Source organism: Virgibacillus proomii (assembly GCF_900162615.1).
Taxonomy (GTDB): Bacteria; Bacillota; Bacilli; order Bacillales; family Amphibacillaceae; genus Virgibacillus; species Virgibacillus proomii.
The window spans coordinates 1,302,363-1,316,970 of sequence record NZ_FUFN01000010.1 but is presented as its reverse complement, the minus strand read 5'-3'; the positions used below and the strand labels follow the sequence as shown (position 1 = coordinate 1,316,970).

Here is a 14,608-nt window from a genome sequence, read left to right as displayed (position 1 = left end):
ATGTAACAGTTATTCTTAATTATCGACACATTCCATTTGCAACTTGATTGACACTAGAACTTTCACGATCCGTACAGAACAATTTTAAAAAAGCTTTTAACTTCCAGAACATAACCGACTTCCTTACTTACCTCATAGATTACTCAGAAAATGAAACTTCCGTAATCAACGTTATATAAAATCTTTTAGAAAGCCAATATTTAATATATATCACTGTAACACGATTCCCCAGTTAAAGCTAAAAAAGTTCGTTTAACTTTTGAAACGCATAAGAAAAGCATAACACGAACATTTATTTATGACTATAATTTTTACTTACCTTATTATATAATTATACAGGTTCCTATAGAAAAAACATCAAGTCAAATTGAATTTGACTTGATGTTTTTCTTATTATTCATTTAGTTCAACATACTTAAAGGGTCAATAGAATTACTTTTTGCTGCATTCCAGCCACCGCGATGTACTTCAAAATGCAAATGTGGACCAGTAGATTGACCGGTATTACCAGAGCTGCCAATAACTTGACCAGCGCTCACTGTCTGCCCCTGGCTTACATTAATACTATCTAAGTGAGCATACAGTGTTGTATAAGAAGTTCCATTAATATAGTGGGAAACTAATACAACATTGCCATATCCAGACATACCAGGTTGTCCATCTGTATTTGTTTGAATGACAACACCCGGGGCTGCAGTTCGTACTGGCGTTCCAATTGGCACACCAAAGTCAATCCCTGCATGCAATTCTCCCCAGCGATGACCATAACCAGAAGTAATACCAGCTGAAACTGGGTAACTCAGGCCTGAACCAGTCTTTGAAGGTGTTGAACTGGAATCAGGCGCTGAAACACTCGGACTTGAACCAGCGGAAGATGATGATCCGCCGTTGGATGATGAGCTTCCACCTGATGATTTTGCTGCACCACTTGATCGCTTCGTTTGTTGCTGCTCTGCTTTTTGTTTTGCTAATTGTTCTAATTCACTTTTTTGCGCTTGCGCAAGTTGTTTTGCTTTTTCAGCTGCAGCAGCTTGGTTAGCTAGAATTTCCTGCTCTTTTTCAACACTTACTTTGTATTGTTCTAATTCTTTTTGTTCATCTTGTAGACTAGCCATCAATGTTTCTTTTTCTGACAACTGGTCACTTAATTTTCCTTTTAATGCAACTAGTTCTTGTTTTTGCCCTTGTAATGAGCGCTTTTTCTGCTCAACTTCACCTTTTTTGTTCTCTACGTCTACTTTATTTTTTTCTACGGCAACCTTATCTGCCGTATGCTGTTCCATAATTGATTTATCTTGATCCATAATTGTATTTACAGCCGTGGAACGACTGATGAAATCTCCAAAGCTTTTCGATCCTAAAATTACTTCTATGTATTTCATTTCTCCGCCGTTCTCTTGAATATTACGCAACCGATCTTTTAACATTGCTTCGCGTTTTTTTATCCGTTCCTGTAAAACAACTATTTCATTTTTTAATTTTTCGATTTGAGCTGTTAATTGTTCCATTTGTTTATTTGTTTCATCAATCTTGGATTCTTTCGTTTTAATTTCTTCCAACGTAGTTTCAAGCTCTTTATCTAGCGAATTCATATCCGTTTCTACAGAGTTTTGCTCATTGAGATTAGCTTTAATTTTTTTATCTGTTTTATCAGAGTCACCTTGAAGATTACTTCTTTTATTTTCCAGCTCTTTTTGTTGCTGTTCGAGCTCATTAATCTTCTTATTGAGGTCATTCGTTGTCTCAGCGGATATAGAAGTCGTAGATAAAGTTATCGTAGAAGCTGCTAACATAGTTGATAATAATACTGGAAACTTTTTCATTATATTCCTTCCCCTTCCTCTTGTTATATAAATCTATTTTTATGAGTAGAGAGGTTAGCCATCTCTACTCATTTTTTTTGATTAACAACTTAACCTCAAATAGCGAAGTTTTTATGTGTTCGCAGGAAACAACTCATACCTTTAAGTATTTACGAACACTCATCACACTTCCCCAAACACCAATAACTGCTCCAATTGCTAATATAATTAGCGAGAGCTGAAATGCAAACGGAGTATAAGGCAAGAATTCGACAAATTTATAACGTATTTGCTTACTAACGACATTTTCCAAATAGTAATATCCGGTCAGGACTACGAGGATCGGTATAATCGACCCCAGTACACCGAGAAGGAGGCCTTCCACCAAAAATGGCCATCGAATAAAGCCATTGGTCGCTCCTACTAGTTTCATAATGCCAATTTCTTTACTACGAGCCATAATCGTTATTTTTATCGTGTTAGAAATCAGGAAAATGGCTGTAAATATTAATCCTATAATTAAAACTAGCCCAACCGTTCTTGCATATTTATTAAATTCAAACAGCCTTTCCACGACCCCTTGACCGTAAACAACCTTCTGGACATTATCCATTCCCTCAAGCTTCTTCGCTACGGCAACAGTGTCTTTAGGGTCATTGGTTTTGACAATATATACGTGATTTAACGGGTTATCCTGTTCAAACATTTCCCAGGCTTCTCCATCTTCGCCCATGCTGTTAATTAATTTTTTCAACTCATCGTCTTTAGAAGAGAACACCGCCGATTCTACCCCAGCAATTTGCTGAATCGCTTTTCCCAAATTTTGAATATCTTCTTGCCCAGCGGTTGGTTCAATCATTACATCGATTTGAACATCATTTTCAATATTGTCAGCCATTTGATTCAAATTAAGCATTACCGCCAAAAAAACAGCTACTAAAATCAATGTTGTTGTAACAGCACCTATAGAAGCTACTGTCATCCAGCCATTACGGCCAATACTTTTAATTCCTTCGCGTAAATGACGCACTAATGTTCTAAACTTCATAGCCGTAATCACCTCGTTGTTCATCTCTAACAATTACTCCGCCCTCTATTGCGACTACTCGGTTTTTAAATGTATTAACAATTTCTTTACTATGTGTTGCCATAATAACCGTTGTACCTCTATCATTTATTTCTTGCAATATTCTCATAATCCCCCATGACGTTTCTGGGTCTAGATTTCCTGTTGGCTCATCAGCAATTACAATCTTTGGATGATTAACAATCGCTCTGGCAATAGATACACGTTGCTGTTCTCCACCGGACAATTCATCAGGAAACGATCTCGCCTTATGTTTTAGACCTACTTGATCCAGAACCTCCATCACTCTAGTTCGAATAATAGTCGGTGGGGACTCAATAACTTCCATTGCAAACGCAACATTTTCATAGACTGTTAGTTTAGGCAATAGTTTAAAATCCTGATAAACAACTCCGACATCCCTGCGAAGAAACGGAACTTTCTTTTCTTTTAGCTCATTAATATTTACAGAGTTCACATAAATAGTCCCTTGCGTTGGTTTTACTTCTCTAAATATCAACCTGATAAAAGTAGATTTTCCTGCACCGCTTGGTCCAACTATGTAAACAAATTCACCGCGTTTAATATCTATGTTTATGCCACTTAATGCCGTAACACCGTTATCATATACTTTATGTACATCTTTCATCTGTATCATCGTAAAATCACCTTTATCTATTAGTTGTTGATTCTTCGTTGTAGTTTCTATTAATATAATTAACCTTATTAGTTTCAAACCCTATTATAACATCTTTCGCCACGATTTTTAGACATAAAATTATTACATTTACATTTCAAAAGTCGGTGTTTTACGTAATACTTTGTTATATTTAGTAATGTCAAGGGTATATTTACCTATTCCCATTATTCAAATATACGAATTTTCAAATAAATTTACTAAAGTTTTTTAGTTTTCTATAGTATAAAAAAACCTGCTTCATGATTTCACAACCATCAAGCAGGTTTTGTTTTCATTTACAATTATTTCTTTTCAGCCAACCAGCTTGCAAGTAGCTGAACGTCGTCACCTTCTGCCATACCTGGAGGCATACTTCCTTGGCCGTTTTCAATAATGTCAGCAATTTCATCAGAAGAAAGCTTTGAACCAACCTTCGTTAAATCTGGACCATTCGCTCCAGATAAATCTGCGCCGTGACAGCTTGCACAGTTACTTTCATACACTTTTTCAGCAGAAGCAGTATCTACAGCACCGCCTTCTTTTTCAGCAGATTCTTCCGTATTAGCATCTCCTTTATCAGCTGGCTCTTTTGATGCATCGTCATCATTGCCGCCCCCACATGCACCTAGCACTAATGTCGAGCCAAAAAGCATTGCTAATAGCCACTTTTTCATAGCTTCATCCCCCTAACAGAAAATTGATTAATAGTTCATCAACTCTATTATAACTGATTCTATAGCTTTTAAAACTCTTTCAGTTACCAAATATTGCTACTGGTTGATGGCTGAAGCAGTCATATCAATGTCAGAAGCTAATTATGACTAATTTATGAAATAATTTATATTCATTACAAACATACCTTTTGTTACCGAGATATACATTTTCAATGATTTTTTAGAAGGAGAACCACGTTAGACATAAAGTGGAGATCTATCCTCCATTTTAATTTACTTGCTGACGTAAGTAAGCATCGATAAATGGGTCAATATCACCATCCATTACGGATTGTGTATTACCAATTTCTAAATTGGTACGATGATCCTTTACCATCGAATATGGATGGAATACGTAAGAACGAATTTGGCTGCCCCAGCCGATTTCTTTCTGTTCACCACGAATCTCGGCTAACTCTTGCCGTTGTTTTTCAATTTCTAGTTGGTATAATTTTGACTTTAACATTTTCATGGCTGATTCGCGGTTTTTTATTTGTGAACGTTCATTCTGACATGTCACTATAATATTGGTCGGAATATGGGTAATTCGAACAGCAGAATCTGTGGTATTTACGTGTTGACCACCTGCTCCGCTAGCCCGATACGTATCGATTTTAATATCCTCTGGTTTTACTTCAATGTCCACATCATCGTTAAATTCAGGGGTAACATCACAAGAGACAAATGATGTATGACGTCTTCCGGAAGAATCGAATGGCGATATGCGAACCAATCGATGGACACCTTTTTCTGCTTTCAAATAACCATACGCATTATGTCCTTTAATAAGCAATGTTACACTCTTTATTCCAGCTTCATCACCAGCTAAATAGTGGATTGTCTCTACTTGGAAATTTTTCTTCTCTGCCCAGCGCTGATACATTCTTAATAACATGCTGCCCCAATCCTGAGACTCCGTACCACCAGCTCCTGGATGAAGCTCCAAAATTGCATTATTCTGATCATACGGTTCGCTTAATAAAATTTGTAATTCAAAATCATTCAGTTTTTTTCGTAATTGCTGAAGTTCTTCAATTAATTCGTCAAATAATTCCTGATCATTTTCTTCCTTCACAAGCTCATAAGAAACTACTAAATTATCATGCTCTGTCTCTAGTTCAGAAAAGCTGTTCACATACTCTTTTAAATGGTTTACTTCATTAATAATCTGTTGTGCTTTATCTTGGTCATCCCAAAAACCAGGAGCAGTCATTTGCAGTTCTAATTCCTTAATCCGGGCTGTTTTGGCTTCTAAGTCAAAGAGACCCCCTAAAATCATTAATTCGATTACGCATCTTATCTAATTCATTTTTAATTTCAACTAATTCCAATGCAATCACCTCAAACATTGTCTACTGATTTTTATTTTGTTAAACCCATGTGCATTTTATCAGAAAGCGGAAGGAAAGCACTCCCCATCCAAAAAATGGGAGTGCTTTTACTTATTATCTACCGTGACAATTTTTATATTTTTTCCCACTTCCACATGGGCAAGGATCATTTCTACCGATATCTTGTTTTTTTACAAATGGTTTGCGTGTTTTCTTTTTCTCTTCTTGTCCACCAGAAATAGCTTGTGTATTTTTAACAACTTCTTGTCGCTGTAAATTATCGCGGATTTCTGCTTTCATAATATATTTGGAAACTTCTTCTTCAATGCTCTTAATCATTTCCTCGAACATTGCAAAGCCTTCTAACTGATATTCACGAAGCGGATCGTTTTGTCCATATGCTCGCAAATGGATACCTTGGCGAAGCTGATCCATCTGGTCAATATGATCCATCCATTTCGTATCAACCGTACGTAACACAATAACCTTTTCAAATTCACGCATCTGTTCTTTTGTTAGCTCTTGTTCTTTTTCATCGTAGCGAGCTTTTACTTTGTCCATAATCCACTCGATAATTTCTTCTTGATCTTTGCCCTTCAGATCATCTTCTGTAACTTGATCTGCATTCAACAAATTTCCTTGAACGAATTCAACGATGGACGGATAATCCCAATTGTCCTCGTCATCATCTTGTGTATGAGCAGTAACAACTCGCTCCACTGTAGATAAAATCATATTTTCAACAATTTCTCGAAGCTCATCATCAGCTTCAATGACTTCAAAGCGCTGCTTATAAATAATTTCACGCTGTTCTCGTAATACATCATCATAGGCAAGAACCGTTTTACGTGCGTCAAAGTTATTTCCTTCTACACGCTTTTGGGCAGATTCCACAGCACGGGAAACCATCTTACTTTCAATCGGCTGAGAATCATCCATTCCTAAACGATCCATCATAGAGCGTAAGTTATCCGAACCAAATCGACGCATTAATTCATCTTCCATGGACAAATAAAATTGAGACACTCCAGGATCTCCTTGTCGACCTGAACGACCTCGCAACTGATTGTCAATTCTTCGTGATTCATGACGCTCCGTGCCAATAACAGCAAGTCCACCTAGTTCAACAACACCTTCTCCTAGTTTAATATCAGTACCACGTCCGGCCATATTTGTAGCGATGGTTACTGAACCGCGTTGACCAGCATTCTCTATAATCTCTGCCTCACGAAAATGGTTTTTCGCATTCAGTACTTCATGCTTGATGCCGGCTCTTTTTAACATTTTAGAAATCAACTCAGATGTCTCAACAGCAACTGTACCAACTAGTACAGGCTGCCCGGTTTCATGTCTCCGTTTAATCTCTTCAATGACTGCTTTAAATTTGCCTTCCATTGTTTTATATATTAAATCGGGCTTGTCTTCTCGAATAACTGGTTTGTTCGTTGGAATTGCAATAACATCCATATTATATATATTCCTAAACTCCTCTTCCTCCGTTTTCGCAGTACCGGTCATCCCAGCAAGCTTGTTATACATACGGAAGAAGTTTTGAAAAGTAATGGAGGCTAATGTCATACTTTCATTTTGAATTTGCAGTCCCTCTTTTGCTTCGATAGCTTGATGTAGTCCATCGCTATATCGACGTCCTTTCATTAAACGACCTGTAAATTGGTCGACAATAATTACTTCACCATCTTCCACGACATAGTCATCATCCCGATGCATCGAAACATGTGCTTTTAGTGCTTGATTTATATGGTGTGTTAACGAAACATGCTTTAAATCGAACAAGTTTTCAACAGCAAAATAACGTTCAGCCTTGTTAATTCCTTCTTCGGTAAGCTGTACTCCTTTTGTCTTTTCATCATAGGAGTAATCATCTTTCGAGAGTGTATTTACAAAGGCGTTTGCTTGCTGATATAAATTAGCTGATTTTTTAGCAGATCCGGAAATAATTAATGGTGTTCTCGCCTCATCAATTAAAATGGAATCCACCTCATCGATAATGGCAAAGTTTAGAGAACGCTGTACCATTTGTTCCTTATATAGAACCATATTATCTCGTAAATAGTCAAAACCAAACTCATTATTCGTCCCATACGTAATATCGCATTGATATGCTTCACGCTTTTCTTCCTTTGACAACCCATTACCATTAAGACCGACTGTTAATCCAAGAAATTCATAGAGAACACCCATTTCTTTAGCATCACGGCTAGCCAAATAATCGTTAACAGTTATAATATGAACTCCTTTTCCAGAAATTGCATTTAAATAAGCAGGCATAGTGGATGCTAATGTTTTCCCTTCACCAGTTTTCATTTCTGCAATATTACCTTCATGAAGAGCAATTGCTCCCATTAACTGCGTTTGGAAGGGACGCATACCTAATACACGCTTAGATCCTTCACGAACAACTGCATAAGCTTCAACAAGCAGATCATCAAGTGATTCGCCATCTTCGTATCTTGTTTTAAATTCTTCTGTTTTGTTTTGTAGTTCTTGATCAGGGAGTTTTTCATATTCCGACTCTAATGCTTCAATATTATCAACGATCTTCTGCAATCGTTTCAATTGTCGTTGATTACCATCGCCAAAAATTTTCTGTAATATTCCAGCCATTATTCATGCACCTCTACATTTATCAATTAGAAAAACCGGGCTTGTCGCCAAGTCTTTAGCGAAAGCTGTAGTTTTTCTTATACTATAAAGTGAAACTTCATTCAGTAGGAGTTTTCTTCCTTCTCCTACTGAATGTTCGTACCACAAGGGTAGGACCTAAAGGCCCTTGAACCAATCGGGTTTTCTCCCACTTGACTCTTTGTATCAAACTAAAGGATCTTGAAGTGGGAATCTTACGGCACCTTACATGCGGGATAAACCTAAAATTTTAAACTTTCCTATAGTAAAATAAATTATTACGTTTATGTGTACTCATTTTTTCGAGCAGCTAATCCTTTCATTTTACGTTTTTATCACAAAACCTAAAAGAGTTACCGTTGTAAAAGGGAAAAGTCATGCTAAGATAAGTTGCCCTCACATATTTCATGTACTGCATTAACATTCACTCTTTTCTATAATAAAAAGCTTTTCCTTTTAAACGGTATGTTTTATTTTTTGTTATTATCAGCCATTATTAATCATAACACTTTCTAAATAAAGATGACAACTTCCAATTAGCCTTCCTCTTCTTGTCTACATTTTAAAAGCAAAAATGGTGGGTACATCTTTGGATAAAAACTATTTTCTTTATAGTGAATAAGTTGAATTAATTTCTATGCTGATATCTGCTATTTCATATAAGAAGCTAATTCGCATAACTATTAAATAAAATGAACCTTCATTCAGTAGGAGTTTTCTTCCATCTCCTACTGGATGTTAGTTGAACGAATCGGGCATTTAGGTGCCGTTTTCTCCCACTTAGACCTTTTGTATCAACTCAAGATTTTGAAGTGGGAGTCTTACGGCACCTTACATGCGGGATAAAGCCTAAAGTTTTATCCTTTCCTATAGTATAAAACACTTATTTATAATTTTTCAGAAACGTAGAAAAAAGAACGGTCAGGGGATGAACCGCTCTTTTTTCATCAGAGGGAACTTTGAGGATAAGTTAGGAAGTTTGTATAAAGCGAGGAAATAGTTATGATGATTTGACTTTAATTGAAATTTTCAAAAGATTCGTGTTAAAAGTCGTCATTATAAGAATTGACTAACAGAAAATCCTGCTAATGCTTACCGCTTTTTCTTAATAAAGCGAGCTTTTGATTTAACACCCCAACAATTTCTGCAAGCTGTGCAATTGCCTTCTCATGTTGATCTATTTTTCTACTTAATCGGTTTAAATAAATCGATTCATTTCTATGCAATTTGCCACCTCCTCACTCGATATTAGTTATATCATGTAAAGACTTGATTAGCTAATTGCCATTTTTCAATTTTAGGCATGTGTTCGACAATATTTTTAAAAATTTATAAGATCGTAACGAACAATAAGGTGTTTTTATTTACTAAATACGAAATTATTTACTGCTATTTTTTAATTTTAGAGTTATCATCGTCAAATCTCGACATTTTTGCAATAGAATAAAAAACAGGAATTGTATATTGACTTCTCACCCTCGGGTTTCAGGGTTTTCACCTTACTAGACCAGAGCTCTGGGGGTAATCCTTTTCCTGTTCCCCCTTCTCCAACTATACGTGAGGTTTTCTCTCATCAGCAAGAGAGTTACTCTGCACAGGGCTCAAACCTTAGAATTTCTTCTCCAGTCTCCTATCAACTATCAAACGTCTTGCCGCTTACTCAGGTAGGACTTTCACTAACTTGCTAGGATAACATAAAAAGACAGTCCATAGACTGTCTTTTTATACATGTAATCGCTTTATGCATTTGGTTCAATTAAGCCGTATTTTCCGTCGTTCCGTCGGTATACAACATTTGTTTCACCATTAGATGCGTTTTCAAATACAAAAAAGGAATGACCGAGCATATCCATTTGCAGAATCGCTTCTTCTGAATCCATCGGCTTTAAATCAAACCTTTTTGTACGAACGATTTCTATTTCAGAAGACTCTTCTTCCTTATTTAAAGCATCCTTTTCTAATTCTGCAAAGACATGTTTTGGCGAACCTTTCTGCCTGAACTTTCTATTCACTTTCGTTTTATGTTTTCTAATTTGTCTTTCAAGTTTATCAACAACTAAGTCAATCGCAGCATAAAGGTCTGTATGCTCCACCTCACCGCGTAGTAATAAATTAGTCATCGGAATCGTGACTTCAATTCTCTGTTCATCATTATAGACACTTAGATTAACATGTACCTCTGAGGTTGGTGGAGTATCAAAATACCTTTCTAGTTTTCCAATTTTTTTCTCTACGTAGTCACGTATAGCCCCTGTCACCTCAACATTTTCACCACGAATGTTAAATTTCATACAAGTGTCCTCCTTTCACCTTATACCTATATTATACAATGTTTCCCGACGAATTTCCTGTTAAAACTATAAAAATGTAAATTCTCTGTTAGATAATCGGTATGTATCACTTGTTGTACATAGATTTCAACCATTTACATGATATTTACATATTTTTAAACAAATCTTAGGCTGTGGTTATTTGCAGAAATACGATGTACAGTTAGTTAGGAATTGTGAAAAAGGAATGTAGACATGCATTGTCATTACGAGACATATTGTTAGCAGCAAGGTTTCTCGCGTTGGTGATTTGTTAGTTGTTAATTATAGATAATTTTTGTTTACCATATACCCATATCCAAGTGCCAACAACTAGCAACTCCAAGTCCCTTCACGCCCTTACCAGAGTTCCAGCGCCTATCCGGGTTGAACTAGGTTCATTTCCTAGTCAAAAATAACAAATGCCAGAAGCACTCGGTTAGCGCCGTACAAACTGGGGAACTTCTGACGAGATAAAGAAAACATGCCTCTAAAACAGGGGGATGCCGATGCCGTTCTGAGCGGAAAGCTCACTTTTAATCGGCCTTCCTTTAGATTCGAGCCGATGTTGACTTATCGTAGGAAAAAGTTCGAAATTTGCTCAACTTGAGCGCTTAAACTAGCAACGAAACTACTTCTCTCAAAAAATTATCCGCAAATTAAAAACGGATATTGTTCTCTTAAAAAAACTTGGCTTATCGCCAAGTCTTTAGCGAAAGCTGTAGTTTTTCTTATACGATAAACCCTAAAAAATTTTATACTTTCTTATAGTATAAAAAATAACACCGCATTTCTAGAGTGCTAGAAATGCGGTGTTTAATTTTTCCGATCTAAAAATATACCGTCGCTTGCTTGCATTGTCGCATAAGGATTACGATATTTACGATTGGAGTGTTTCTGCTTTTTCACTTGCTTCATCTCAGATTTTAAATCATTAAACAACGCTAACATTTCTCGTTCAATAACTTGGTTTAATTGAATAATCGTTTGCCCAGTTGTTTTTTCTTCCTCTGAGTAGGGAGGGGTTAGCTTATCCAGTTGAAAACCTCGTTCCTTAATTAACTTATTGACCTGTGAAATTAGTACATCACGATTTTTAGGCTCCATCTTCTGCATTAGAATATCATGCAACTTCTCTGTAAGTTCCAATAATGGGATTAAGCGATTCATTAAACATGTACACCCTTAGCATATTGTTTCTTTCTCGTTTCCAATATTACCTGTTTCCATGTATCGCGAAATTCCACAGTAAAGTCTAACACTTCCTCCAACACTTTGTTGTCATTATGCATATTTGCTTCTCTTAAGCGGTGAAGCATATATTCATAAAGTGTCATAATTTGTTCCGAGATAGCAACTTGAGGATTTAACGTGATCATTAATTCGCGAATAATGTTTTGTGCTTTTTGGATATTCGTATTTTTTGCTTCAAAGTCATTCGCCTCAATATCCTTTATTGCTTGCTTAATAAACTTGATGCAGCCATTATACAGCATTAATGTCAGTTCTGAACTTGATGCAGTATTTACTGCCGTATTTTGATATGCTTGCTGCTGCTTATTCCGTGACATTTTATTCACTCCTTGTCCATTTTTACATGCCACCGCCAAATTGAGATAATAACATCATCGATTGCTGATTCATTTGTGAAATTGCCTTCTCCATTGCTGTAAATTGAGCCCAATACCGTTTTTCCACTCGCTCAATCCGATTCTCATACGCTTCGATACGCTCATCTAACTCCTTCATTTGCTTCCCTAAAGTATAACTATCTAATGAAAGAGTTGTGGCTTTTCCAGCTTTATCCCCAATTTGCTGCATCGTCCTATTAACCGAATCCTCGAGCCTGTTGATAAGTCCCCGAGATTCACCCTCTTCCCTGTTGTAAAATAACTTTCGTACTTCTTCCGGATTATCGCGAAGTGCATCCTTTAGTTTATCCGGATCTTCTATAATTAACTTTCCGCCATCTAAATAATTAGGTGATGTACTAATACCTAACTGTGTCAGTGACGTATATTCTCCACCAGTTTCCACTTTTTGATACCAGCTTTGCCGTAAACTATAAAGCCCATTAGTGATAACAGGTTCACCACGTAATAAACCACTTTTAGCACGTTCTTCCCATAGTTCAATTTGTTTATCCGACATTTCTTCCTTTTGTTTATCGGTCAATGGTTGATAATCTCGATAAATTCTCTCAAACTGCGGAGAATTAAATGCCTCCACAACCTCATTATATTTATCCACGAAATTCTTAATCTTTTCATAAGCAGCTTCTACATCATTGTCAATCGTTAAACTGGCGTTTTTACCATTGGTAGTATTTTTAAATTGTAAGTTAATACCATTTATCGTATAGGAATTTGTTTTTGATTCCATAATAATTCCACTATTATTATATTCAAACTTGGCATTATTCCCACCTTTTTCATTAGCCATATCCATCTTCAGAGTTGTAGCTAAAAATGAAGTGTCTGCAAATATAATTTCGCTTCCATTTTCATTAAAGTTACCGGTTCGTGTTGTTTCCATAATTACTTTTTTACTCGCCTCATCATAAAACATACGCACATTATTATCATCTTTGGAAATTTTTTCCATAACTGTGTTCAGTGTATCGCCCGCTTGGATGGTATACGTATATTTCTCTTCTTTTCCTTCTTTATTTACTGTACTAAAAGCGATTACTTCACCAGCTGTTAACGGTTGAGTCGGATCAATATCAATCGGGTTTTTACTTACATTAATTGCCGAGCTTGCTAATTGATCCACTCTTACCTGATATGTTCCATTGGATGTTGCTGTAGTTGCTGTTGCTGTAACTGCATCCTCAAGGGATGAGCTGACGATCTTTGAATTATAGGTTGTGCTATATTTCATCTCATTCCGAATTAGATTATCCAATTCGCTAAGCTTAGTGTTAATTTTTCGAAAGGCATCGCGTTTCCATTCAAGTTTTGTTCGATCCTGTTCCATTTTATCTAATGGAATTCGTTCTGCCGATATTAATTTCTCTACCATCTTTTCAAGTTCCATACCACTAGCTAAACCAACGCCGACTCGCATTACCATTATGCTCTCCCCTTTATCAAAATTAGCCTTCTAAATTTTTTCGTCAATTAAAATCCCCATAAATTCTGCCATATCTGCATACATATCCAGCATTTTTTTCGGAGGAATTTCTTTAATTACTTCCTTTGTTAACGGATTAATCACCTTTACATAATATTCGCCCAGTTTTTCATGATAGGTAAATTGCAAATCTGTTCTGAGCGGTTCGATAAATTCATTTAGCTTGGTGACCGCCGTTTTAATATTATTTTTTGTCATCCCTAAGCTAAATTTTTTATCTTCATTCGTCTGTTCATGATTAAGTTTCGCATCGACTGTTCCGCTATTATGTTGATTTCGAAGCTTAACAGGTACCCCCGTTCCTATTTGCTCTAACCGCATATCCATCTTACTTCACAACCTTTTTATTTTTATATCGGTATATAAATAAAAAGGTTGAAGTAAACTAGTGATTTTATTAAACGATGCAATTCCTAAAAGTAAACTTCATTCTAAGAGCAACTTTCTCCTTGCTGTTAGAAAAAGCCTAAAGTTTTATAATTTCCTATAGTGGAACAAAGGCTAACATTTCTGGGGCATTCTTGAGAAATACGATAAGTCGCTTGCAATGTTTTTTCTTGCCCTGTCTCCCTGAACGAATAGGATATTTAGTCCCGCTAAGACTTCTTATCTATAACTCTTAAAACGGCAGTCTTGTAACACTTAGATTCAGAATAAAATTTTTCTTCAATCGATTGCTCGATAGAGATCTCTTTCCGATAAAAACAGAAGTTATTTTTGTTTTAACATATCAATGAATCCATTTGGAATCTTGGCTGCCTGATTATTTTCATGTTTTATCTCTAAATAGAGCTCTTTTCGATAAATATCCATTGAAGCAGGAGCGCTAATGCCAATTTTCACTTGATCGCCTTCAATAGCAAGCACTTTAACTTCAATATCCTCTCCAAGCTGAATGGATTCATTTCGTTTTCTCGTTAATACAAGCAT

General features: G+C 36.2%; 13 protein-coding genes. All 13 read right to left on the bottom strand.

Going from position 1 to position 14,608, the window contains the following annotated elements:
- Positions 1–401: 401 nt before the first annotated feature.
- The 13 genes from BN1066_RS13635 to csrA all read right to left on the bottom strand — a co-directional run bounded on the left by BN1066_RS13635 (position 402) and on the right by csrA (position 14,608).
- Positions 402–1,823, bottom strand: a complete 1,422-nt coding sequence (locus tag BN1066_RS13635; protein ID WP_077320015.1) for a murein hydrolase activator EnvC family protein — start codon at positions 1,821–1,823, stop codon at positions 402–404.
- Between the two features lie 133 nt (positions 1,824–1,956).
- Complete coding sequence (gene ftsX, locus BN1066_RS13630) at positions 1,957–2,850, bottom strand: permease-like cell division protein FtsX (protein WP_077320014.1); 894 nt, start codon at positions 2,848–2,850, stop codon at positions 1,957–1,959.
- Positions 2,840–3,526: a cell division ATP-binding protein FtsE gene (gene ftsE / locus BN1066_RS13625; RefSeq protein WP_077320013.1), complete on the bottom strand. Its 687-nt coding sequence runs from the start codon at positions 3,524–3,526 to the stop codon at positions 2,840–2,842. Before ftsE ends, ftsX begins: the two co-directional genes overlap by 11 nt.
- A 323-nt stretch (positions 3,527–3,849) precedes the next feature.
- Positions 3,850–4,221, bottom strand: coding sequence for a cytochrome c551 (gene cccB / locus BN1066_RS13620; protein ID WP_077320012.1), 372 nt, complete (start codon positions 4,219–4,221; stop codon positions 3,850–3,852).
- 268 nt (positions 4,222–4,489) lie between these two features.
- Positions 4,490–5,591 (bottom strand): peptide chain release factor 2 gene (gene prfB, locus BN1066_RS13615; RefSeq protein WP_143695832.1). Its coding sequence is split into 2 segments (ribosomal slippage): positions 4,490–5,518 and positions 5,520–5,591, totalling 1,101 coding nucleotides; the frame shifts between segments, so codons are not numbered across the junction.
- Between the two features lie 114 nt (positions 5,592–5,705).
- Entirely contained in the window at positions 5,706–8,216 is a 2,511-nt protein-coding gene (gene secA / locus BN1066_RS13610) for a preprotein translocase subunit SecA (RefSeq protein ID WP_077320010.1), read from the bottom strand.
- A gap of 1,103 nt (positions 8,217–9,319) precedes the next feature.
- Positions 9,320–9,460, bottom strand: coding sequence for a hypothetical protein (locus tag BN1066_RS20310; RefSeq protein WP_179104400.1), 141 nt, complete (start codon positions 9,458–9,460; stop codon positions 9,320–9,322).
- Positions 9,461–9,973: 513 nt separating this feature from the next.
- Positions 9,974–10,525: a ribosome hibernation-promoting factor, HPF/YfiA family gene (gene hpf / locus BN1066_RS13605; RefSeq protein ID WP_077320009.1), complete on the bottom strand. Its 552-nt coding sequence runs from the start codon at positions 10,523–10,525 to the stop codon at positions 9,974–9,976.
- An 834-nt stretch (positions 10,526–11,359) separates the two neighbouring features.
- Positions 11,360–11,713 carry a flagellar protein FliT gene (fliT, locus tag BN1066_RS13600; RefSeq protein WP_077320008.1) on the bottom strand — a complete coding sequence of 118 codons (354 nt, stop codon included), beginning with the start codon at positions 11,711–11,713 and terminating at the stop codon, positions 11,360–11,362.
- The gene (gene fliS, locus BN1066_RS13595; protein ID WP_077320007.1) at positions 11,713–12,114 is read right to left on the bottom strand and encodes a flagellar export chaperone FliS; all 402 of its coding nucleotides are present in this window, start codon (positions 12,112–12,114) and stop codon (positions 11,713–11,715) included. Before fliS ends, fliT begins: the two co-directional genes overlap by 1 nt.
- Positions 12,115–12,136: 22 nt before the next feature.
- Positions 12,137–13,618, bottom strand: coding sequence for a flagellar hook-associated protein 2 (locus BN1066_RS13590; protein ID WP_245799789.1), 1,482 nt, complete (start codon positions 13,616–13,618; stop codon positions 12,137–12,139).
- A 30-nt stretch (positions 13,619–13,648) separates the two neighbouring features.
- Positions 13,649–14,005 (bottom strand): flagellar protein FlaG, encoded by a 357-nt coding sequence (flaG, locus tag BN1066_RS13585; protein ID WP_245799788.1) that lies wholly within the window; start codon positions 14,003–14,005, stop codon positions 13,649–13,651.
- 384 nt (positions 14,006–14,389) lie between these two features.
- Positions 14,390–14,608, bottom strand: a complete 219-nt coding sequence (csrA, locus tag BN1066_RS13580) for a carbon storage regulator CsrA (protein WP_077320006.1) — start codon at positions 14,606–14,608, stop codon at positions 14,390–14,392.

Bases quoted from the DNA above. Each gene is read 5' to 3' on its own strand.
- ftsE (WP_077320013.1), bottom strand. From the start codon at position 3,526: ATGATACAGATGAAAGATGTACATAAAGTATATGATAACGGTGTTACG.
- fliS (WP_077320007.1), bottom strand. From the start codon at position 12,114: ATGTCACGGAATAAGCAGCAGCAAGCATATCAAAATACGGCAGTAAAT.
- fliT (WP_077320008.1), bottom strand. From the start codon at position 11,713: ATGAATCGCTTAATCCCATTATTGGAACTTACAGAGAAGTTGCATGAT.
- secA (WP_077320010.1), bottom strand. From the start codon at position 8,216: ATGGCTGGAATATTACAGAAAATTTTTGGCGATGGTAATCAACGACAA.
- flaG (WP_245799788.1), bottom strand. From the start codon at position 14,005: ATGGATATGCGGTTAGAGCAAATAGGAACGGGGGTACCTGTTAAGCTT.
- csrA (WP_077320006.1), bottom strand. From the start codon at position 14,608: ATGCTTGTATTAACGAGAAAACGAAATGAATCCATTCAGCTTGGAGAG.
- ftsX (WP_077320014.1), bottom strand. From the start codon at position 2,850: ATGAAGTTTAGAACATTAGTGCGTCATTTACGCGAAGGAATTAAAAGT.
- BN1066_RS13590 (WP_245799789.1), bottom strand. From the start codon at position 13,618: ATGGTAATGCGAGTCGGCGTTGGTTTAGCTAGTGGTATGGAACTTGAA.
- hpf (WP_077320009.1), bottom strand. From the start codon at position 10,525: ATGAAATTTAACATTCGTGGTGAAAATGTTGAGGTGACAGGGGCTATA.
- BN1066_RS13635 (WP_077320015.1), bottom strand. From the start codon at position 1,823: ATGAAAAAGTTTCCAGTATTATTATCAACTATGTTAGCAGCTTCTACG.
- cccB (WP_077320012.1), bottom strand. From the start codon at position 4,221: ATGAAAAAGTGGCTATTAGCAATGCTTTTTGGCTCGACATTAGTGCTA.